The sequence below is a fragment of the Flavobacterium sp. AED genome (genome assembly GCF_000812945.1).
Lineage (GTDB): Bacteria > Bacteroidota > Bacteroidia > Flavobacteriales > Flavobacteriaceae > Flavobacterium.
In genome coordinates this window covers 26,219-45,232 of record NZ_JSYM01000005.1, presented here as the reverse complement: position 1 = coordinate 45,232, position 19,014 = coordinate 26,219, and the positions used below count along the sequence as shown (strand labels likewise).

The 19,014-nt window shown below is 32.1% G+C and carries 14 protein-coding genes; 4 read left to right on the top strand and 10 right to left on the bottom strand.

Going from position 1 to position 19,014, the window contains the following annotated elements; translation table 11 throughout:
- The first annotated feature begins 8 nt into the window (after positions 1–8).
- The 3 genes from tnpA to OA85_RS14540 all read left to right on the top strand — a co-directional run bounded on the left by tnpA (position 9) and on the right by OA85_RS14540 (position 4,248).
- A complete protein-coding gene (tnpA, locus tag OA85_RS14550; RefSeq protein WP_039110535.1) occupies positions 9–470 on the top strand; it encodes an IS200/IS605 family transposase in 462 nt (153 codons plus the stop codon).
- Between the two features lie 99 nt (positions 471–569).
- Positions 570–2,861, top strand: a complete 2,292-nt coding sequence (locus tag OA85_RS14545; RefSeq protein ID WP_039110534.1) for a BamA/TamA family outer membrane protein — start codon at positions 570–572, stop codon at positions 2,859–2,861.
- 118 nt (positions 2,862–2,979) lie between these two features.
- Positions 2,980–4,248: an NRAMP family divalent metal transporter gene (locus OA85_RS14540; protein ID WP_039110533.1), complete on the top strand. Its 1,269-nt coding sequence runs from the start codon at positions 2,980–2,982 to the stop codon at positions 4,246–4,248.
- Between the two features lie 68 nt (positions 4,249–4,316).
- Here OA85_RS14540 and OA85_RS14535 read toward each other — a convergent pair whose 3' ends face one another.
- From OA85_RS14535 to OA85_RS14495, 9 genes are all read right to left on the bottom strand, one after another.
- Positions 4,317–4,766 carry a heavy metal-binding domain-containing protein gene (locus tag OA85_RS14535; protein ID WP_039110532.1) on the bottom strand — a complete coding sequence of 150 codons (450 nt, stop codon included), beginning with the start codon at positions 4,764–4,766 and terminating at the stop codon, positions 4,317–4,319.
- 206 nt (positions 4,767–4,972) lie between these two features.
- Positions 4,973–8,023 (bottom strand): efflux RND transporter permease subunit, encoded by a 3,051-nt coding sequence (locus OA85_RS14530; protein WP_039110530.1) that lies wholly within the window; start codon positions 8,021–8,023, stop codon positions 4,973–4,975.
- A 75-nt stretch (positions 8,024–8,098) separates the two neighbouring features.
- The gene (locus tag OA85_RS14525; protein WP_052257275.1) at positions 8,099–9,049 is read right to left on the bottom strand and encodes an efflux RND transporter periplasmic adaptor subunit; all 951 of its coding nucleotides are present in this window, start codon (positions 9,047–9,049) and stop codon (positions 8,099–8,101) included.
- Positions 9,018–10,253: a TolC family protein gene (locus OA85_RS14520; RefSeq protein ID WP_039110529.1), complete on the bottom strand. Its 1,236-nt coding sequence runs from the start codon at positions 10,251–10,253 to the stop codon at positions 9,018–9,020. The genes OA85_RS14525 and OA85_RS14520 overlap by 32 nt, the downstream gene beginning before the upstream one ends.
- Positions 10,254–10,281: 28 nt before the next feature.
- Positions 10,282–11,304 carry a YncE family protein gene (locus OA85_RS14515; RefSeq protein ID WP_039110528.1) on the bottom strand — a complete coding sequence of 341 codons (1,023 nt, stop codon included), beginning with the start codon at positions 11,302–11,304 and terminating at the stop codon, positions 10,282–10,284.
- A gap of 161 nt (positions 11,305–11,465) precedes the next feature.
- Positions 11,466–11,885, bottom strand: coding sequence for a PepSY-like domain-containing protein (locus OA85_RS14510; RefSeq protein ID WP_052257274.1), 420 nt, complete (start codon positions 11,883–11,885; stop codon positions 11,466–11,468).
- Between the two features lie 129 nt (positions 11,886–12,014).
- Positions 12,015–13,160: a serine hydrolase gene (locus OA85_RS14505; RefSeq protein ID WP_082014180.1), complete on the bottom strand. Its 1,146-nt coding sequence runs from the start codon at positions 13,158–13,160 to the stop codon at positions 12,015–12,017.
- Positions 13,161–13,174: 14 nt separating this feature from the next.
- Positions 13,175–14,461, bottom strand: a complete 1,287-nt coding sequence (locus tag OA85_RS14500; RefSeq protein WP_039110526.1) for a HAMP domain-containing sensor histidine kinase — start codon at positions 14,459–14,461, stop codon at positions 13,175–13,177.
- Positions 14,458–15,138: a response regulator transcription factor gene (locus OA85_RS14495; protein WP_035671520.1), complete on the bottom strand. Its 681-nt coding sequence runs from the start codon at positions 15,136–15,138 to the stop codon at positions 14,458–14,460. The genes OA85_RS14500 and OA85_RS14495 overlap by 4 nt, the downstream gene beginning before the upstream one ends.
- 273 nt (positions 15,139–15,411) lie before the next feature.
- Here OA85_RS14495 and OA85_RS14490 point away from each other — a divergent pair, with 273 nt between their 5' ends.
- Positions 15,412–16,839 carry an L-serine ammonia-lyase gene (locus OA85_RS14490; RefSeq protein ID WP_039110525.1) on the top strand — a complete coding sequence of 476 codons (1,428 nt, stop codon included), beginning with the start codon at positions 15,412–15,414 and terminating at the stop codon, positions 16,837–16,839.
- Positions 16,840–16,965: 126 nt separating this feature from the next.
- Here the strand turns inward: OA85_RS14490 and OA85_RS14485 are convergent, their stop codons facing one another.
- On the bottom strand, positions 16,966–18,900 hold the full coding sequence (locus OA85_RS14485; protein WP_039110524.1) for a KUP/HAK/KT family potassium transporter: 1,935 nt from the start codon (positions 18,898–18,900) through the stop codon (positions 16,966–16,968).
- Positions 18,901–19,014 lie beyond the last annotated feature (114 nt).

Genomic DNA, 19,014 nt, shown 5'->3' with positions numbered 1-19,014 from the left:
AAACCTTTATGGCAAATACATATACACAAATACATCTTCATTTTGTTTTTGCAGTTAAATTTAGAAATGGAATTATACGTTCTGAATGGAAAGACTCTCTTTATAAATATACCGCAGGAATTATTCAAAATAATAATCATAAATTATTAGCAATTAATGGAATGCCGGATCACATCCATATTTTAATTGGACTAAGACCATCACAATCTATTTCCGATTTAATGAAAGATGTAAAACAAAGTTCTTCAAAATGGATTAATGAAAATAAATTAGTAAACGGACATTTTGAATGGCAAGAAGGATATGGTGCATTTTCACATAGTAAATCACAGATAAACAAAGTAATAAATTACATACAGAATCAAGAATTACATCATAAAAAGCTAACATTCATAGAAGAATATTTAGATTTTCTTAAAAAATTTGAAGTCGACTATGATGAAAGATTTATTTTTAATGAATTAATTTAGAATTCGTATAGTCCCTAAAGGGACAAAAGATGCATTGATTAATTTTTCTACCAATATTTAGTTCCTAACGGAACAATAATAATATCAAAAAAAAAACTAATGAATAAGCCCCATTTCCTATATATTCTTTTTTTAGCATTGTTTGCTGCATCTTGTAGCAATACGCGATTTTTACCAGAAGGAGAATTACTGTACACAGGCGCAAAAATAAAAATAGAAGGTAACGATACATCCAATAAAGAAAATAAAGCATTAAAAACAGCCTTAAAAAATATCGTTAGACCCAAACCAAATTCTTCAATTCTGGGATTACGACCTAAATTGTATGTTTATAATATTGTGGGAACACCAAAAAAAGAAAAAGGATTGCGTTATTGGTTGAAAACGAAAGTAGGAGAACCACCCGTTTTATACAGCCAAGTAGATTTAGAATATAATAAAAGTGTTTTACAAAACTTTGTTGAAAACAATGGCTATTTCAACGCACATACTTCAGCAGATTCAACCCGTCATGGTAAAAAAGCAACAGCAGAATATAGTGTAAAACCCAGAAAACAATACAAAATTCGAGAAGTAAAATTCCCAACGGATTCCTCAGCCATTTCCACTGCAGTTCGCAAAACCAGCAAAAGAAGTTTATTAAAAAAAGACCAAGCATATAGTCTTGATGTTATAAAAGAGGAGCGAATTCGTATCGATACAAGGCTAAAAGAAAAAGGCTTTTATTACTTTAATCCAGATTATCTTAAAGTACAGGTGGATAGCACTGTTGCTGATCATCAAGTTGATTTGATTGTCAAAGTAAAAGAGGAAGCCCCAAAACTGGCTGAAACAGCATACAAAATCAATAAAATTATCGTTTATCCAAATTTTTCTATTGGCTCTGATAGTTTAAGCATTGAATCCGATTCAGTAGTAAAATATAATGATTTTACTATTATTGATCAAGAAAATTTATTCAAGCCCCGAATTTTTGACCGTGCTTTGTATTTTAAAAAAGGAGATTTATACAATCGTACCAATCATAATTTATCTTTGAACAGATTAGTAAATTTAGGTACTTTCAAATTTGTTAAAAATCAGTTTAAAACTTCAGACACTTTAGGTAATTATCTGGATGCCTATTATTACCTCACTCCTTTGCCTAAAAAATCGCTACGTTTGGAAGTATTGGCAAAAACCAATTCCGCTAATTATACTGGTACCGAATTGAATTTGAACTGGAGTAATCGAAATACTTTTAGAGGAGCTGAGTTACTTACCATTTCTGCATTTGGTGGCGTTGAAGTACAAGTTTCAGGGCAAAACAATGGCTTTAATGTATACCGTTTTGGAACCGAAGCTAATCTAGTGTGGCCGAGATTTATTTCTCCTCTCAAACTAAAATCTTCTAGTGGTTTTGTACCAAAAACAAAAGCTACGATAGGATATGAATTCCAAAACAGAACCAAATTATATTCCTTACAAACATTCAAAGGTTCGTTTGGTTATTTATGGAAAGCGAACGAAAGAACAGAACATCTATTAAATGTAACTGAAATTACCTATGCCAGTCCACAAAATGTAACGGCTTTGTATCAACAACAAATTGCTGCCAATCCTTCTTTGGGGAAAGTAATTGAGAAACAATTAATTTTTGGTCCGACTTACTCTTTTACGTACACCAATACATTAGAAAAAAGAAGAAAAAACACCTTTTACTATAAAGGAACTATTGATCTTGCTGGAAACATTGCCGGATTAGCTACTGGAGCAAATAGTAAAAAAGGAGATACCATTAAAGTGTTTGGTGTTCCGTTTAGTCAATTTATAAAAATTGAAAATGAATTTAGACATTATTTAAAATTGGGTCAAGATTCACAACTTGCCAGCAGAATAATTGTAGGGGCAGGATTTGCTTATGGAAATTCTAGAGAAATGCCATTTATAAAGCAGTTTTTTATTGGTGGAACTAATAGTTTAAGAGCATTTCGAGCTCGTTCCATAGGTCCGGGAAGTTATGATGGTTCTGCTACCACAAGTTCCTTTTTAGCAGATCAATCAGGCGATTTAAAGTTAGAATTTAATACGGAATACAGAGCCAAGATTTATGGTTTGGTAAAAGGGGCATTATTCATAGATGCTGGGAACATTTGGCTCATGAACAATAATCCTGAAAAACCTGGTGCTCAATTTTCTAAAAAATTCTTGAATGAATTAGCTGTTGGAGCTGGTGCCGGATTGCGTTTTGATTTCTCTTTTCTTATTCTTAGAACAGACTTTGCCTTTCCTATTCGGAAACCTTATTTACCGGATGGACAGCGATGGGTTTTAGATCAAATCAATTTTGGAAATAGCTCATGGCGAAAAGAAAATTTAGTTTTCAATTTAGCTATTGGCTATCCATTTTAGCTCTGACAGAATTGATTTTAAAAATATTGAAACAACTTTTTATTGAAATTAAATTGCATGGTTGTACTTTTACTATACATTAAAACAAGTAGTTAAATAACTCAAAAGCGGTTAGAAAATGAATGCCCGAAAAAAATTATCAACTAAGTTTGTGCGTTTTTGGAAACTCCTCGGTCCCGGATTAATAACTGGTGCCAGTGATGATGATCCATCCGGTATTGCCACTTATTCCCAAGCAGGAGCTGCATTTGGACTTTCAACATTATGGACTGCACTTATTGCATTCCCGCTTATGGCCTCTATTCAACAAATGTGTGCCAGGATTGGTTTAGTTACTTCACAAGGCTTAACAGGAACACTTAAAAAAAATTATCCAAGACCTGTTTTGTATCTAATGTTATTATTTAGTTTTCCTGCTATTGTTATGAATATTGGTGCCGATATTGCAGGAATGGGAGCTGTGGGTAATTTATTATTTCCCGCTATTGATGCCACTTTTTTTAGTGTAGTTTTTACTATTATTCTGCTAATACTGATTGTCTATTTGCCTTATCAAAAAATTGCCGCAACGCTTAAATACCTATGTATTGTTCTTTTGGTATATTTAATAGTTCCCTTTTTATACAAACAGGATCTTACCGAAATACTAAAGGCAACTTTTATTCCTACTATACAATTCAACAAAGAATACATTGGAATTCTTGTTGGTATCCTTGGAACCACTATTTCGCCTTATCTATTCTTTTGGCAGGCATCCATGGAAGTGGAAGAAATGAAACACAAGAAAAATCATTTGATGGTCAATAAAAAAATAATTAATGATATGAAGGAAGATGTTGATTTTGGTATGTCTTTTTCAGGCTTAGTTATGTTTTTTATTATTCTGACCACCGGTACCGTTTTATTTAAAAGTGGCATCCATCAAATTGACACAGTGGAACAAGCAGCGTTAGCCTTGAAACCATTAGCAGGCAATTCAGCCTACCTCCTTTTTACAATTGGAGTTATTGGAACTGGTCTTTTGGCTATTCCCGTCTTAAGTGGTTCCCTTTCTTATATTATCACCGAAACTTTTGGTTGGGAACAAGGGTTAGATAAAAAGTTTCATGAAGCCAAAGCATTTTACATTGTAATTGCAATATCCCTTATATTGGGTTTATCTTTGAATTACGTTGGTATTTCGCCAATTAAAGCCCTAATTTATACTGCCATTCTTTATGGTTTGACAGCACCCGTATTAATTGCTATTATTCTTCATATTTCAAATAACAAAAAAGTAATGGGAGAATTCACAAATAGCAAAACAGCTAATATTCTTGGAATTTTAGCATTCGTTATTATGACAGTTGCAGCTGTCGCTTTAATTTACTTACAAGTATTTGGATAATTCAAACAAAAAAACTCTGAAAAGCAGTATTGCTTCATCAGAGTTTATAGGAATTGAATCGTCTGTATTTATTTCATTTCTTCCATTTTAGCGCCACATTTTGGGCATTTACCAGATGTTTTACTTTTAGCATGACAAGTGGAACAAATGTATATTTTTTTAGATTGCCCTTTCTCTCCATATTTTGTAATTTGTTTTCCACATTTTGTGCATTTACCATCTTTCATCATGGTTTTTTCTTTGCACATTGGGCAGTACCCTTTAGTCATATTTTTAGATTCAACTAAATCCATTCCACACTTAGGGCATTTCCCAGGGTGATCTTGCATAACATCGGAGTGCATGGGACAAGTATACATTTTTTCATGCATTCTGGAATGCATTTCATCATGCATTTTTCCATCCATCATTTTACCATCCATCATTTCATGCATATCCCCTTTTTTACTTACAGTATCTTGGGCAAATCCAACAGTACTAAATGCAACAGCCAATAGTAGTAATAATAAATTTTTCATTTTGTCAGCGTTTTAAATTAATTAAATGTTTTTTAGTTTCATTCTAATCCAACTTATATAATAAAAAAATTGATCTTAAACTCGTAATACCCTACTCAAAATAAAAGCTTATTATTCCATACCATTCTCTCTACCAAAGTTATACATTTTATTTGAAATATAATTTGTATTCATTTAAAAATGAAGAATCTAAATAAAAAATTGAATCAATTAAAGTGAGTAAAATGTTTTTCATTCTTGTAAACTAAGCACAATAAAGTGGGTAATACAATCAAAAGTAAAGGCATCGCAATTATAAATCCACCAATCACGGCTATGGCAAGCGGTTGATGCAATTCTGACCCCGTTCCAATTCCTATTGCAAGGGGAAACAAAGCTATAATTGCTCCAAGTGCTGTCATCAATTTAGGGCGCAATCGCGTAGAAATTGAATAAATTATGGATTCATTTACGTTTCGGGTTAATTTAAAAGTTTCTCTAAATTGCAGAAAAGTAAAAATAGCATTCTCACTTATTATCCCAACAATCATAATAATTCCTGTGTAACTCCCTACATTTAATGGTGTTCCAGTTATAAAAAGTAAGAGATAGCTTCCTGCAATTCCCAGTACCGAAATTAAAAGAATTACCAATGCTATTCTAAAATCTCTAAATAGAAATAAAATAACACCAAAAACCAATAAGGAAGAAGCGATTAATATCATTAATAACTCCTTGAAAGATTGCTGTTGCTCTTTATAAGCACCTGCATATTCTATATAATACCCACTTGGCAAATGGATATTGCTTGTAACTTGTGTTTGAATGTCCTTCATCACACTTCCTAAATCTCTATTATCCAGTCTTCCAGTTACAACACTTATCATTTGAAGATTTTCACGTTCTATTTCAGCCACTCCTTTTTGAGCTGAAATAGCAACTAAACTGGAAATAGGAATCGATTGACCATTAGGTAAAAACAGTTGCAATTTTTTAATGTCTTCTAAACTTCTTTTTTCTGAATTTTTATAGATTAATCGAATGGGAATTATACGTTCATTCTCTAATAAATTTCCAATAACATTCCCTTCAAGCGCAGTTTGCAACTGAAATTGCAAGTCGGCTGGAGTGATACCATATTGTGCTAACCGACTATAATTGGGCACAATATTTATAGATGGCCCAGCCAAAACAATACCATCAAATACATCAGCAGTACCTTTTACTTTTTCGACTATTGCGTTTACTTTTTTGGCTATTTTTTGTAATTCTGCTTGATTATCCCCAAATATTTTCACTTCAATTGGCGAAACAGAACTCATTAAATCACCTAACATATCCCCTATTACCTGACCAAAATCAATACGCAAAGCGGGCTGAGTCGCTTCTACTTTTTGTCTGATTTCATCAATAATATCATTGCTTGTTTTACTTCGGTCTTTTTTTAATTGAATCAAATAATCTCCACGATTGGGCTCTGTTATAAAAAATCCCATTTGCGTTCCAGTTCGGCGACTGTATGCTTCTACTTCAGGTATTTTTATAATTATTTTCTCTACTTCTTTGAGCATTCTGTCGGTTTCTCCTAGTGAAGTTCCTGGTGGACTTTCATAATCCAAAATGATGCTACCTTCATCCATTTCTGGTAAAAAACCGGTTTCTAAATTGGGTAAAATAATAAAAATAGAAAGCACCAATACAATACAAAATGAAATACTAATTATCGGTTTTCCAATAAAATAAGCTACCCAAGTCTGCGTTTTTACATCATGGATTTCAATTTCTTTTTTCGTTTCCGAATTATTTTCTTTTTTGGAAAGCAATAAATAAACTACCGGAAGTAACAGCCAAGTCACAAAAAAGGAACAGACCAAAGTAATTATCATAGTATCCGTTAACACTTTAAAATACGAACCAGCAACACCGCTCATTAATACAAAAGGAATAAAAATAACAATCGTACTTATGGATGAACCCACCATTGCCGGGAATAAATAGTGAATCGCTTTTTGCAAAAGCGAAACAGTAGGCTCATCAGGATGCTCTTCGTGAGTTCTATGAATTTGTTCTACAACTACAATCGCATCATCAATTATTAATCCTAAAGCCGCCGCAATAGCACCTAAAGTCATAATATTAAACGTTTGTCCGGTTAAGTACAAAACTATCAATGTTAACCCTAAAGTAACGGGAATAATAATCAAAATAGTGGCGCTGGCTTTTACCGATTTCAAAAACAAAACAGCTACAATTATGGCTAATAAAAGTCCTATTAACAAACTATCCGTTACACTTTTTACAGCATCATTTACAAAACTGGCCTGCTCATAAAATGGAGTTATTTTTATGTTTTTCGGAAGGATTTTTTTTAATGATTCCAGTTTATCATGCATCGCCTCTGATAGTGCAATCAAATTTGAATTGGGTTGCTTGAGAACGGCAATAAGAATACTCTCTTTACCATTCGCATTTACTTTTATGTATTCTTTAGCTTCCCGAATTTCAACAGCAGCAATATCTTTTAAGGTTACAATTCCTTTTCCGTTATTGCGAATAACTAAATTTTCCAGTTCGTCCTTTTTATCAACCTGAGCATCTGTAATCGTAAGATACAAATAGCGGTAATCCGATAAATACCCATTGGATTTAATAAAATTAGTTTGACTTAAAACTTGTGTGATAGCATCTGGCGTAATTCCCAATGCTGTCATTTTAGTGAAATCAAGTGACAACCAATATTCTTTTTCTTTTCCGCCAATAATCCTAATCTCGGAAACACCATCAATTTGAGAAAGGAAAGGTTTTATGGTATAATTGGCTATTTTTTTAAGTTCAATAGCCGAGATTCCTTTTCCTTCTATTGCATAACCAATTACCGGAAGAATGGAAGGATTCATTTTTTCGACTGAAATTTGGGTATCAGGCGGAAGATTATTTTTTATCTGATTTATTTGCTCTTCTATTCTGGTTTTGCTCAAATCGATATCCGATTTCCAATCCATGAATGCCGAAATCTCGCAACTTCCTCTACTCGTTGTACTTCTGACCGTTTTTAAATCCTGTACTTTTTTAATGGCATTTTCCAACGGTTTTGTAACCGTAATCATCATTTTATCGATGGGTTGTTGTCCTGCATCAGCGATGATTTTTATTTTTGGGAAAGTAATCTCCGGAAATAAACTAGTTTGCATTTTAGAATACGCGAAAAAGCCTCCCAGAATAATCAGGAAGATAATAGCGCTTAAACCGTTCTTGTGTTTTACAAAAAAGTTGTTCATATTTTATTTTTTTAGCCAAAGATTTTAAGGATTTCAAGAATCTATGACAATCTTTTAAATCTGTGGCAAACGATTTTAATTTTTTATCACTTTCACTTTAATTGTATCGGCAACACCATAATTTCCTGAAAGTAAAATTTTATCTTCAGGAGTTAAAACAGGCACTAGAATTTCTACTTTATCTTGCGTTTCTACTCCTTTTTTTATCGGGATTTTTATGGCAGTATTGTTATTAACCATTTTCATAATCCAAAAATCCGTTTCTGTTTCATTACTTAAAACGGCTGCTTTTGGTAGTGAAATCGTTTTTGAATTTGAACTTTTATTAATTCTGACTTTTACAATTAAATTCTCTGGAATGTCATGTTTACCAGTGACTTTTAGAATCACACTTTGTGTTTGTGAAGTAGCATCAACGGTAGGCATGTATTTTTGAACTTTCGTTTTTATCAAAGTACTATCCGGTAAAATTACCGTTAGTTCTTCATTGATTGAAACATATTTTTTGAACTCATAAGGCAAACTCAGAACGATGGCAAAACTATTGGCGTCATTAATAGTTACTAAGGCATCCCCATCCTGAACATAATCACCTTGTTGCACATTTACTGAAGTTACAAAACCATTTGTATTTGCTCTAACTTTTATGGCTCCGCCAAAGTTTAAACTTGGGTCAATTTTATTAATCGTATTCCCTAACACTTTTGCCTCACGAGTTTTTATCGAAAATAATGCTGCCCCATTAGAAACATAATCATTGGGAGCCACATTAACTGAATTCAAATACCCAGTAGCATTTGCTTTTATAACATTTTTAACCAAATAAGTTGCTGTAGCATTCAGGTCAATATAACTTTGAATTGAACTGGTATCAATAGTCGTTAAAGTCACAGGAACACTCGCGTCAATTACTTTTTCGGCTTCGTTGCTATTTTTACAGGAAATAAAAAAAAGCGCTATCAGGATAAAAAATAGAATTGGTTTCTTCATAGAATTAGTCATTAAAACTCCAATAATTAATTTCATTTATGATTTGGAGTTTGTTGCTATTATTTTGAGAAATGGCATTTTTGATGGCTATTAAATTGCCAACAGCAATACTATATTCGGTAATTTGTGCATCTCCGGTAAGCAATAATTTTTTATTGGCTTCAATTAATGCGTCAGCGATAATAAGCTGCGATTGCAATTGATTTTCTACAGCTGCTGCTTGTTTCAGTTTCAAATTCAACATCAATACTTGTTGTTTGTATTGTTTATTGAAATTGTTTTTATAAGCCAAATTAGTAGCTAATGCCGCATCATTTTTTTGATGTTGCAAAGTGCGTTGGTTTCCGTCATAAATAGGAATTGACAGTCCTAAACCCACACTAAATCCGAAATTTTTATACGCCTGATAGGCAAAACTGGAATTATAACCTGCATCACCTAATAAAGACAAGGAAGGTTTATAGCTGTAATCAATGAATTTATTTTGATTCTGAAGTTTTAGACTGTCCACTTCAAATTGTTTCAAAAAAATTATTTTATTAGAAGGTTGAATATTTTTCAGAGTGATTTCAGGCTTTTTTAAATTAATAAAAGTCGTATCGGTTTCACCTGAAAGGTAATTCAACAAAGCCAAATCATTTTGATATTGCTGTTTTAATTGTAACAATACTAAATCCTGTTGCTTCACAGTTGCGCTAAAAATCAAATAATCCGTTTGTTTGTAAACTGCATTTTGGGTTAATTTTTTTAGGATGCTTGTTTCTTGTTTTAAAAGAGTTGCAATTTTCTGGTTGAAACCAATTTGTTCTGAACTTGCCGAAGCCGAAATGTATTGAGCAACAATGGTTTTATTTAAATCTTTTAAAGTAATTTTTTGATTCAAAACCAAAGCTTCTTTTATTAATTGAAAGGAATCTGATTGCGAATTGATTCTGTTTTTTCCAATTATCTTCTGATTAACACCTACCAAACCCGAAACGGATTGCCCGTTACTCAACGCGGTATCATAGCCAAAACCATTTATTATAGGTGCATAATTAGCATTAAGATTTCCGGCAACTTGTGGTTTATAAACTGCCCGATTTAATAAACTATCCAGTGTAGCCGATTTTATTTGGTTGCTGTAATCTTTAATTAAAGGAGAATTATTTTGTGCTTTAGTAATAAAGTAATTCAAATCCTTCTCTTGCGAAAAAGATTTGAAACAAATAAAAATTAGTAGTAAAAGCTTCCATTTCATTGGATAAATTTAGATAAAAAGAATGAAACTATTTTGAAATTGGTTCAACAACTAAAACAACGAAAGAATTAGGTGCAATACCTGCTCGTGGTTTCGGGTTTTCTGTTGTTGGTTCTGGTTTTGCACCAAAATCTGCTGTAGACAAATACAATTGATTCGTAGTTTTATTCAATGCAATGGTTCTGGCTCCTTTTTGAGTTTTTACAGTTTCAAGAACTGAAAAAGTATTTGCGTTACTCTCTTTTACAACGGTAATCGTTCCTTCGCCATTAGAACTAAAAATAAGATTCTTTTTGGCATCAAAAGCAACGCCGTCACAACCATCACCAATAGGTAAAGTCTTTATTATTTTTCCATTTGTAGCATTAACAACGATCATTAAATTATTACTGCAAACAGAAAACAAACGGTTCGTAACTAAATCTATTGCTAATCCTGATGGTTCATCTCCGGGAGCAATACTCCAGGTATTTGTAACTTTTAATGTTGAAGCGTTTATCGTTTTTATTTCGTTTTTATCTTCAATATTCACATAAATTAACCCTTTAGTATTGGTTACTGAAAACTCTGGTTTTCCACCCAATGGAATTGTTTTTACCACTTTATTTGTATTGGCGTCAATAACTGTAGCATCATTACTTTCTGCATTGTAAACAAACACTTTTCGAGAAAATTGATCGTATAAAATGGCATCTGGTTTAACTCCTGCAATTTTTACTTTTTCAAGTAATTCAAATGTTTTCAAATTGACAATTGTAATAGAATTGTCTTTTCCATTGCTGATAAATGCTTTATTGAGATCATTGGCAACCGCAATTCCATGAACTCCTTTTGTATCTGGAATAGTAGCTAATGTTTTATCTGATTTTAAATCAATCACATTGACCATATTTCCGTGTGAAACAAATAAATGTTGCGCCACATCATCAACAGCGAGATAATCCCATCCGTCATTGCCAGAAGTGCTGATCTTTTTGGATAATTTATAGGTTTGACTGTAACTATTAGAAATAGAAGCAATAATTATAAATGATAGTAGTATTTTTTTCATTTTAAAGAAATTTAAAAGTTAATTGTAATTAATTTTATGAGACAAATTTCAGCTGTAATTCTATTTTAATTCTATGGAAATCACAACTGTTTACATTATTAAAAAGAGTTGGATATAAAAACCCAACTCTCTATGATGGATATTAATTAATTTAAAAAAAATTATTCTTTTATCGAGGTACCATCTTCTTTAAAAGCAAGACTTTTACTCTTCATCCCTTTTTTTAAATCTACTTCATAAATAGTTCCGTGTTTTAAACTTTCAGTTTTATCAGCTTCTGCAATTTTCCAATCACTGTATTTCGATTTTACAGCTGCTAAAACTGCTTTTGGCAAATTGACAGCTTTAATTTCTCTTTCGGTTTCCAGCCAGGTTCCATCTTCTGAAAAATTAGCAGAAATCTTGTTTCCTTCCAATGTAAATTCTGCTTCCCATTCTTTTGGACCTTCAACTCCCCAACTCACTTTTGTTGCAGTAGGAAATTTTTTAGCGAACGCTTTTTTCACTACATCTGGCGGAGTACCTGCAAATGCACAACTGCAAATGAATACAATTGACATAATCATTAGTAATTTTTTCATTTTTTTTAGATTTAAAAGTTAATTGTAATTAATTTTATACTACAAATATCAAATACAATTCTATTTTAATTCTATGCAAAATCATAGCGATTCAGTTTTTTTTTAATGCTGATAAAATTCAACTATTTATTACATCTGATCAATTATTTGCAAAAATACTTCCTGCCAATAATTAGGATGGTACGAGGTTTCTGTATCTCCAAAACGGACTATAATAATATTCTTTTCGGGATACATATAGAGATATTGGCCAAACAAACCAACAGCAAAATAACTGCCATATTTAAAAGGTCCTATTCCCCAATTATTATTATAAAAGTGTTTATTATTTCCGGATGGATCAGAATGTGTCGAATATTCAACCCATTTTTTAGAAACAATTTGCTTCCCATTCCAATTCCCACCGTTCAGATAAAGCCTGCCTAATTTAGCAAAATCAATGGCTCTTGCTTGTAAACAACAAAAGGTTTTTTCAATTGCTTTATCATCTTTTCGGTCTAAACTCCATGCCGCCGGTGCCTCCATTCCTAATGGTTTCCAAATTTTATCTTCTAAATATTTTGAAATAGTACCTCCGGTCACTTTCTCAATGATGTATCCTAAAAGCAATGTGTTTTCACTGCTATATCGAAATTTAGTATTGGGTGGACATTCGATAGTTATATTAATCATTCTTTCCCGTAAATTATCACCCCAATAAAACTCCGCATTATCAGACGCAGGATCCAATTCGCTATCTGTAAACCGTATACCGGAGGTATGCTGTAACAAATTTTTTATGGTGATTTTTTCCCAACCAATTTTATTTTTAAATTCAGGTAAATAATCAACGATGAAATCATTTTCACTTTTTATTTTTCCTTCATCAATTGCTATTCCTATTAATGTAGAAACAAATGGTTTAGCCATTGAAAAGGAGGAAACAAATGAATTTGAGGTATACCCTTTGTTATATTTTTCGTAAACAATTGTGTCATTACGAATAATTAAAAATGTGACCGTTTTATGTAATGTCGCAAAACTATCCAAGCTTACATTTGTCGAATTAAAATCCCGATTGGCTACTCCTATTTTTGTTCCTAACTGATACTCTTTATTCGCTTTATAAAAATTATAAGCGGGACCCTCATTATTAACTATTCTTTGAGGAAAATGTTTGTAATCACTTTGGCTAGGAATTCCCCCATATCTCAAGGATCGAAATACGTCACAAGAAATTAAGCAGCAAAATAATACAACAAGAAAAAAATATTTAAACAGCTTTTTTGATTTCATTACACTAACTCTTTTTATTTTAATTCAATAGTATTGTCTTTAGTCAAAATAAAACAATGTTTACCACTAGTAAATTTATAATTAAATACCAATCCGCTTACATCTGCAATTTCTTTTACGATAGACAATCCAAGTCCTAGTGATTCTTGTGAAGTAGAGTTTTTATGAAAGCGTTCAAATAACTGACTATCAATTGGGGTATCAACCCCTAAATTTGAGATTGTAATTTTATTTTTCGCTATAAAAATTTCAATATTTCCACTATTAATATTATGCCTAATTGCATTTTGTAATAAATTATTAACCAATACTAAACACAAATCAGCATTCATCAAAACACAAAAATCGCTTTCAATATTTTTTATTATCTCAATTTTATTGGCTTGAATATGTTCATCAAAAAAGACTAAAGAGTTATCAACTGTATTTTCAAAAGATACTTTTTCTGTGGTATTAAATTGTCTGTTTTCAATTTTGGTAAGTAATAAAAATGTTTTGTTCAATCGAATTATTTTAGAGCAAGCATAATCAATTGCTACTATTAATTTCATTTCATTCTCTTTCAAATTTTCAGATTGAATAAGTAAATCAATCTTAGATTTTATAACAGCTAATGGCGTTTGGATTTCGTGCGAAGCATTTTCAGTGAATTTCTTTTGGCTATTAAAATCAACTATCATTTTCTGCATCATAACGTTTAAGGAAAGATTCAATTCATCAAATTCAGTTACCGATGTACTTGCTAAACGCGGAATTACATTATCACTGGCACGAAATTTCTTTAAATTGGATACTGTTTGATAAAAGGGTTTCCATACTGTTTTTGAAATCCAAAAATTTATAATCAAATAGGTTACAAAAAGCAAAATCAATAAGATAACTAACGAAGTAAAAATACCTCTGAACAATTCGTTATATTCTAATGTGCTTCTCCATATTTTAATGGAATAATTAGTATTTCCAACTTTAAAAACAGAAGAAAGTAATCTATTTTCCGCCAGTTCATTTTCTTTTTTATCAAAAATTAAAGTGTCCGAAAAAATAGGTGTGAAAATTTCGTTAGCATTTATTTTAGCTATTTTTTTAATTGTAGCTTCACTACTTTTAGTGATTATTTTCAAAGAAATGGTGTCATTTTCTTTTAAATAATTTTCAATTAGTTCTTTCCGATTTAGCAATAGTTCGTTATTACTTTCTCTAACCTCTCTTGTAATGATATGAAAACAAATAAATCCTGATAGAATTAATATCGGGATACTCAAAATCAAATAATACAAACTTGTTTTAGCTAATAATTTCATTCTTGAGTTTTAAAATTGTAACCTATGCCATAAATAGTTTGCAAATAATCTTCGCATTTTTTTTCCAATAATTTTTTGCGCAGATTTTTCACGTGATTGTATATAAAATCGAAGTTATCCAATCTATCCGAATTATCACCCCAAAGATGTTCTGCAAGCGCACTTTTGCTCACTACTCTATTTTTATTAGATATAAAGTAAAGCAATAAATCATATTCTTTTGACGTCAAAATTATATCATTATTATGAACTAAAACACGTCTTTCGTGAGGCAAAATTTTTATTTCGTTGATACTAATTTCTAAATTTCCATCAAAACTTTTTCTTCTAATCAAAGCTTTAATTCGGGAATTAAGTTCCGACAAATGAAAGGGCTTTGGCAAATAATCATCCGCTCCAAGGTCCAAACCATTTACTTTATCATCAAGAGAATTTTTTGCAGAAATTATTATAATACCCGCTTTAGATTTTTTTAGTTTAATTTCTTTGAGTAAATCTAAACCAGAGCCGTTTGGCAAAGTAATATCAACCAAAATACAATCATAATCGTAAATCGCAATTTTCTGTTGCGCATGAGAAAAATCAGGAGAAATCTCAACAATATTCCCTTCCATTTCAAGGTATTGCTCAATGCTTTTTTGCAATTCTGGCTCGTCTTCTATTAGGAGTATTTTCATAGGTAACGTAAAAATAAAGCTAAAATCTATTCTAATTCTGTTTTTAAATTAAATTTAAGTGATTTCAATAGCTTATTAGTACAAATTAGCCCAACTACCCAAAATTTCAGAAGAACCTATTGCAACTCCAATCTTAAGTCCCTATTTATTTACGTTATTGAATGATTAGAATATAAGGTGATATCTTGCCAAATATTTAATAAAACTCTACTTTTAAACCTTTTCATTGCTACATTCTATTATCTTTGTTTTAAATAAACCTACTAATAAATTATGGAAGAATGTATCTCTGTTTTTGATATGCTTAAAATTGGTGTTGGCCCCTCTAGTTCTCATACACTTGGGCCTTGGCGCGCAGCAGAACGTTTTCTGAATGAATTGCGAAATGAAAATTTAATTCATAAAGTAAACAGAGTAAAAGTAGATTTATATGGTTCCCTTTCGCTAACTGGTAAAGGGCACGCCACTGATTTAGCAATAATGCTAGGTCTAAGCGGACAAGATCCTGAATATATTCCTATTTCAAATATCGATAAAATTATAAAATTAATCAAGGATAAAAATGAAATCAATCTAGGCAATGAAAACCAGATTCCTTTCCATTTTTTACAAGATATTGTTTTTAATAAAAACTTCCTTCCTTTTCATGCTAATGGTCTGACTTTTACGGCCTACATAACGGATGCTAAAGAATATATTTCCACATTCTACTCGATTGGTGGAGGTTTTGTTGTGAAAGAAGAACGCATCAATGCCAAGAAAAAAATTGCCATAAAATGTGCTTTTCCATTTCCAATCGATAAAGCTGCTGAACTCTTGAATTATTGCACTAACGAGCATAAAAAGATTTCGGAAATTGTTTATGAGAACGAAAAATCTATGCGTTCCGAAGAAGTTATTCATCACGAATTAATGCGCATTTGGAACACCATGCTGGAGTCTATGTATATTGGTTGCCATTCCGAAGGAATTTTACCCGGTGGATTGCATGTACGACGAAGAGCCTTTGATATGCATCAAAAACTAATTGGTTTATCCAATTATAATTCACCTCAAACGTGGTTAGAACAAATTAGATTGACCGAAGTGAAATTTCGCCAAATCCTAAAATGGGTGAGCTGTTTTGCACTAGCTGTAAATGAAGTCAATGCAGCTTTAGGGCGTGTGGTTACAGCACCAACTAACGGGAGTGCCGGTGTTATACCATCGGTTTTAATGTATTATTTAGTTATCGAAAACCATAATGCAGGCGAAAAAGAAATCAAACAATTCTTTATGGTTGCCAGCGAAATAGGAAGTATTTTCAAAAAAGGTTCTACTATTTCAGCAGCAATGGGTGGCTGTCAAGCAGAGATTGGTGTTTCATCATCAATGGCAGCAGCAGCCTTATGTGAATTAATGGGCGGAACTCCAGAACAAGTTTTAATGGCTGCCGAAATTGCCATGGAACACCATCTTGGTTTAACGTGCGATCCTATTGGTGGATTAGTCCAAATTCCTTGTATCGAAAGAAATACAATGGGAGCCATAAAAGCTATTAATGCCGCCGAATTAGCATTAGAAACTGATCCTAAAAACGCAAAAGTTCCCTTAGATAAAGTGGTTGACACCATGTGGCAAACTGCCAAAGACATGAACAATAAATACAAAGAAACCTCTGAAGGAGGTTTAGCAATTGCTGTGAATATGGCCGATTGCTAGATTCAGATAGCAGGTGGCAGATTTCAGGTTGTTGTACATAGAAATCAGACTTTACATATAAATAGAAAAGCAGTTTAAAAATGAAATGAATCATTTTTAAACTGCTTTTTTTCTGTAATCTGAGACCTACTTTCTCTCCAATTCTAATTTTGTAATAGGTTGGTATACAAAAGGTATCTCTTCAATTTCAACATCACTTTTATCTAATCCAAATGCTTTGGTATCTGAAAGGGACCAGTTTTTAAGCATATAATAGGAGTTCAACAGTAAGGCGTCTTTAATCGCAAATTCATTTTCGACAGAAAGGAATTTTTCCAAAATAATGAATTTAAAATCAGGTTCGGTATTGTATTTCGTAGAACCGTCTGGGCGAATATGCAAATTCAATTCTTTATTTTGAACCAGATTTTGAACAATTTTTTTGAAATACAATTCAACCTTTGGTTGGATTCTAAAACCAATATTCAAAACAATTTTAATGACTTTGTCGTCTAATAATTCAATTACTTCATAATTTAGAGTAAAAGGATCATTGGTTCTGTTGATATGAAAAAACCAGTAGACATCTGCTCTTTTTGGCTTTTTGGAAAAAATGGATTTTAATATTTTTTCTTCAATTTCATAATTTCTATCCGCTTTAGACAGATAAATCAAATGCGTGGAGTACTTTGGAATACTGATGTCATTACTCAATTCCTGAAGTTGCTGCGTATGCTCTGTTAAATTCGTGAATTTTAGAAATTTATTATTAATTTTTCTCGCGAAAAACCAAGTATACATCGTCATGAAAATGAAAAGCTCAAAGAACAAGAACATCCAACGTTCTTTAATTTTTATAATATTGGCAACAAAAAATGCTATTTCAATAATACCAAAAACTGTAATAATTATGGCTATCAAAACCCTGTTCATTTTTTTGATATAGATCAAATAATAATTCAAAAGTACAGTGGTCATCAGCATGGCAATCGTAATTGAAAAACCATAAGCCGCTTCCATATTTGATGAGTTTTTAAAATATAAAATCATCAAAATACAGCCTGCCCAAAGAATTGTATTTACCGAAGGAATGTATATTTGTCCTTTCAAATTGGTTGGATTTCGCATGGCAACTCTTGGCCAAAAATTAAGTGACATCGCTTCATTTATTAACGTATAAGAACCGCTTATCAAAGCTTGTGAAGCAATGATTGCCGCAAAAGTAGCAATGATAACTCCTGAAAAAAGAAACCATTGTGGCATGATGGTATAAAAAGGATTTCTTCCTTCAAGAAATGTATTTCCTTGCGTCATAAGCCAAGATGCTTGACCCAAATAATTCACAACTAAGGCGATTTTAACAAAAATCCATGTAATCCTGATATTCTTTTTTCCACAATGTCCTAAATCCGAATACAAAGCCTCTGCCCCTGTTGTACATAGAAAAACTGCTCCCAACAGCCAGAATCCATGAGGATATTCAACCAGTAATTGATAGGCATATATTGGGTTTAATGCGGTCAAAATAGCAGGATGATCCAGTATTTGTACAAATCCTAAAACAAAAAGCATCGAAAACCAAACTACCATAGCCGGACCAAAAAAGAAACCTACTTTTTGGGTTCCAAATCGTTGAAAATAGAACAGTCCAGATAAAATTACAATCACAATAGGAAGTGTTGGAATACCGGGAACTACATCTCCTAATCCTTCAACAGCAGAAGCCACGGAAATGGGAGGCGTAATAATTCCATCCGCTAAAAGTGTAGTTGCTCCAAGTATTGTTGGAATTATTAATTTACCTTTACCAAACCTTTTTACCAATGCATAAAGCGAAAAAACACCCCCTTCACCATGATTATCTGCTGAAAGCGTCAAGAAAATATATTTGAAAGTGGTTTGAAAGGTTAGCGTCCAAAAGATACAAGAAATCCCACCGTAAACAAGCAGTTTTGATATTTCTCTTTGTCCAATAATGGCTTTCATAACATATAACGGACTGGTTCCTATGTCACCATAAATAATTCCTAGCGCCACTAAAAGCGATGCGGCGCTGACTTTTTGAATAGTTGATTTATTCATTTTAATTTTAATTTTTAGATTGTAAAACGTATTAATTATTAGGCAATAGAAATCTTAATCGTGATGTTTAGAACATACAATTCAATAATTTTTTATTTTTTATTTTGATTATTG

Bases quoted from the DNA above. Each gene is read 5' to 3' on its own strand.
- tnpA (WP_039110535.1), top strand. From the start codon at position 9: ATGGCAAATACATATACACAAATACATCTTCATTTTGTTTTTGCAGTT.
- OA85_RS14545 (WP_039110534.1), top strand. From the start codon at position 570: ATGAATAAGCCCCATTTCCTATATATTCTTTTTTTAGCATTGTTTGCT.
- OA85_RS14540 (WP_039110533.1), top strand. From the start codon at position 2,980: ATGAATGCCCGAAAAAAATTATCAACTAAGTTTGTGCGTTTTTGGAAA.
- OA85_RS14535 (WP_039110532.1), bottom strand. From the start codon at position 4,766: ATGAAAAATTTATTATTACTACTATTGGCTGTTGCATTTAGTACTGTT.
- OA85_RS14530 (WP_039110530.1), bottom strand. From the start codon at position 8,023: ATGAACAACTTTTTTGTAAAACACAAGAACGGTTTAAGCGCTATTATC.
- OA85_RS14525 (WP_052257275.1), bottom strand. From the start codon at position 9,049: ATGAAATTAATTATTGGAGTTTTAATGACTAATTCTATGAAGAAACCA.
- OA85_RS14520 (WP_039110529.1), bottom strand. From the start codon at position 10,253: ATGAAATGGAAGCTTTTACTACTAATTTTTATTTGTTTCAAATCTTTT.
- OA85_RS14515 (WP_039110528.1), bottom strand. From the start codon at position 11,304: ATGAAAAAAATACTACTATCATTTATAATTATTGCTTCTATTTCTAAT.
- OA85_RS14510 (WP_052257274.1), bottom strand. From the start codon at position 11,885: ATGAAAAAATTACTAATGATTATGTCAATTGTATTCATTTGCAGTTGT.
- OA85_RS14505 (WP_082014180.1), bottom strand. From the start codon at position 13,160: ATGAAATCAAAAAAGCTGTTTAAATATTTTTTTCTTGTTGTATTATTT.
- OA85_RS14500 (WP_039110526.1), bottom strand. From the start codon at position 14,461: ATGAAATTATTAGCTAAAACAAGTTTGTATTATTTGATTTTGAGTATC.
- OA85_RS14495 (WP_035671520.1), bottom strand. From the start codon at position 15,138: ATGAAAATACTCCTAATAGAAGACGAGCCAGAATTGCAAAAAAGCATT.
- OA85_RS14490 (WP_039110525.1), top strand. From the start codon at position 15,412: ATGGAAGAATGTATCTCTGTTTTTGATATGCTTAAAATTGGTGTTGGC.
- OA85_RS14485 (WP_039110524.1), bottom strand. From the start codon at position 18,900: ATGAATAAATCAACTATTCAAAAAGTCAGCGCCGCATCGCTTTTAGTG.